The organism is Pantoea sp. CTOTU50773, assembly GCF_032082325.1.
Taxonomy (GTDB): Bacteria; Pseudomonadota; Gammaproteobacteria; order Enterobacterales; family Enterobacteriaceae; genus Pantoea; species Pantoea communis.
On record NZ_DAMDQC010000109.1, the window covers coordinates 12,282 to 14,289 of the forward strand.

General features: G+C 51.3%; 2 protein-coding genes and 1 pseudogene. 2 read left to right on the forward strand and 1 reads right to left on the reverse strand.

The window, feature by feature from the left end:
• Positions 1 to 59: 59 nt before the first annotated feature.
• Positions 60 to 815, reverse strand: coding sequence for an IclR family transcriptional regulator (locus RT340_RS16155; RefSeq protein WP_097117651.1), 756 nt, complete (start codon positions 813 to 815; stop codon positions 60 to 62).
• A gap of 381 nt (positions 816 to 1,196) precedes the next feature.
• Between RT340_RS16155 and RT340_RS16160 the strand changes: the two genes are divergently transcribed.
• Both RT340_RS16160 and RT340_RS16165 read left to right on the forward strand, forming a co-directional pair.
• A complete protein-coding gene (locus RT340_RS16160; RefSeq protein ID WP_058960439.1) occupies positions 1,197 to 1,589 on the forward strand; it encodes a RidA family protein in 393 nt (130 codons plus the stop codon).
• A gap of 139 nt (positions 1,590 to 1,728) precedes the next feature.
• Positions 1,729 to 2,008 (forward strand): annotated as a pseudogene (locus tag RT340_RS16165) (amino acid ABC transporter substrate-binding protein); the annotation flags it as partial.

The following is a 2,008-nucleotide window of genomic DNA, read 5'->3' on the forward strand; positions in this document are numbered from 1 at the left end:
AGATGGATTATCCGTTCCCTGCAGGCAGCCCGCAAGCCGCCGCAGCAGGGAAATGCGCGTCAGGTGAAATCGGACAGCTTCTGCCCGGAGGTAATCAACTCCTGCAACAGCATCTGCCGACGCTCTTGCGACGTATCACGGCTGACCATAAAGCAGATCGCCGCCACCGCCTGGCCGCTGCGTGAGCGAATCGGCGCGGCCATACAGCAGGTAAAGCTTTCGGAGAGCCCTTCCGTCATGCAATAGCCCAGCCTACCGGCATGATGGATTTCATCGAGAAACGCCTGCTTATCGAGAATCTGCCCGCTGGCCAGACGGTAATCTTCTTCTGGAATCAAATCGAGGATCGCGCTATCAGACCAGTTACTCAGCAGTAAACGCCCAGTCGCGGTCCAGGTGATGGGCACGCGTACGCCGATATCTGAGGTGATCTTGAAGGGGTGCGCGTTGCTGCTCTCGGACAGCACCACCGTGTACTTGTTGCCCTCCAGCATACAAAGCTGCACTGTTTCGCCATGGCGCGCCACAATCTCGACCATCAACTGATGCGCGCGCCGGATCAGATCGTTGTGCGCCATGTAATCCGCACCGTAATAGTGCATCTCGCGACCGAAAAACACCGCACCATCTGCATCTAATTCCACCAGCCCGGCTTCACTGAGCAAACTGACCAACTCATAAACGCTGGATCGGGGTGCGCCAGTGGCATCGATCAAATCGCGCATCGCCATCGGCTGACGGGCGATATGCAACTGACGGAAAATATCAATAACCCGGTCAACACCGCGCGCCCGTGACGGTTTTTCATCCGGCATACGCTTACTCCCCTGTTGCATTGGTGCGATTGGAATACATGAAAAAAGAAAAGCATCATACACCCCAATGCAACAATTACCCATCCCCGTAAAAATAAAAATTAGTCACTGACGTTATATTATGGCGACCTATTTTGGGGCCTCATTTTGGCGCAACGATTTTTTGCTGACATTAAAAATGTTCGACGAAGGTCACATTCTTATTAAACGAACACTCCGCAATAAATTTATTTTGCGATCCCGACTACATCACAAAAAATTAAATAGCCGATCACATATTGCAAAAGCAAATCCACTGTGCAAATCTTGCCCTATCCGGTATTGCAGATTTGAGTCTGATATATCGGACAGACTAACAACTCCAGAAATGAGGCAATTTGCATGACGATAAAACGTTATGGCATTGAAGGCGGGACCGGCACTGGTGGGCAAATGTTGCCCTTCGCCCGTGCGGTAGAGGCCGATGGCTGGCTGTATATCTCAGGCCAGACGCCGATGCGCGACGGTGAAGTGGTGGAAGGCGGTATCATTGAACAGACCCAGTTAGCATTTGATAACTGCCTGACCATCATGCGCGAGGCAGGTTATCGCGTGGAAGATGTGGTACACGTCACAGCCGTGCTGACCGACGCACGCTACTTCAGTTCCTTTAATAAAGTATTCAGTGAGATATTCAGTGGAAATCCACCGGCACGCATTTGCAGCGTGCAGGATTTAGTGGTCGACTGCAAAGTGGAAGTGGATATGAAATGCTTCCGCGCCGATCGTAAATAATTATTACGGTTAAAACAGGCTGACGATTTTTTATTTTCTTCGCCAACACCAGGACAGCCTGTTATTAATTGATGCTTTTCATTTTGCTGTGAAATATCGGTGTTACGCCGACTCATAACCATTTTATAGAGAGCATAAAATGAACACAACATCGCTTAAATTCGGCGCCGCTGCGCTGGCGTTACTGGTTTTAGCTGGCTGCACACCCACCGAAGTAAAAAAAGAGGCTGGCACCGCACCGCAATCGGCCCTGCAGAACGTACTGCAACGCGGCCCGCTCCGTGTCGACGACTGCCTGAGCTTTGCCCCCTTTGGTCTTTATGTCAAAGACGGCAACCCGGATGGTCATGACGGTGATTTGGCCAACGCACCGGCCAACGAGATGGGCGTGAAACTGGAGAAGGTGAATACCACCAGCG

Bases quoted from the DNA above. Each gene is read 5' to 3' on its own strand.
- RT340_RS16155 (WP_097117651.1), bottom strand. From the start codon at position 815: ATGCCGGATGAAAAACCGTCACGGGCGCGCGGTGTTGACCGGGTTATT.
- RT340_RS16160 (WP_058960439.1), top strand. From the start codon at position 1,197: ATGACGATAAAACGTTATGGCATTGAAGGCGGGACCGGCACTGGTGGG.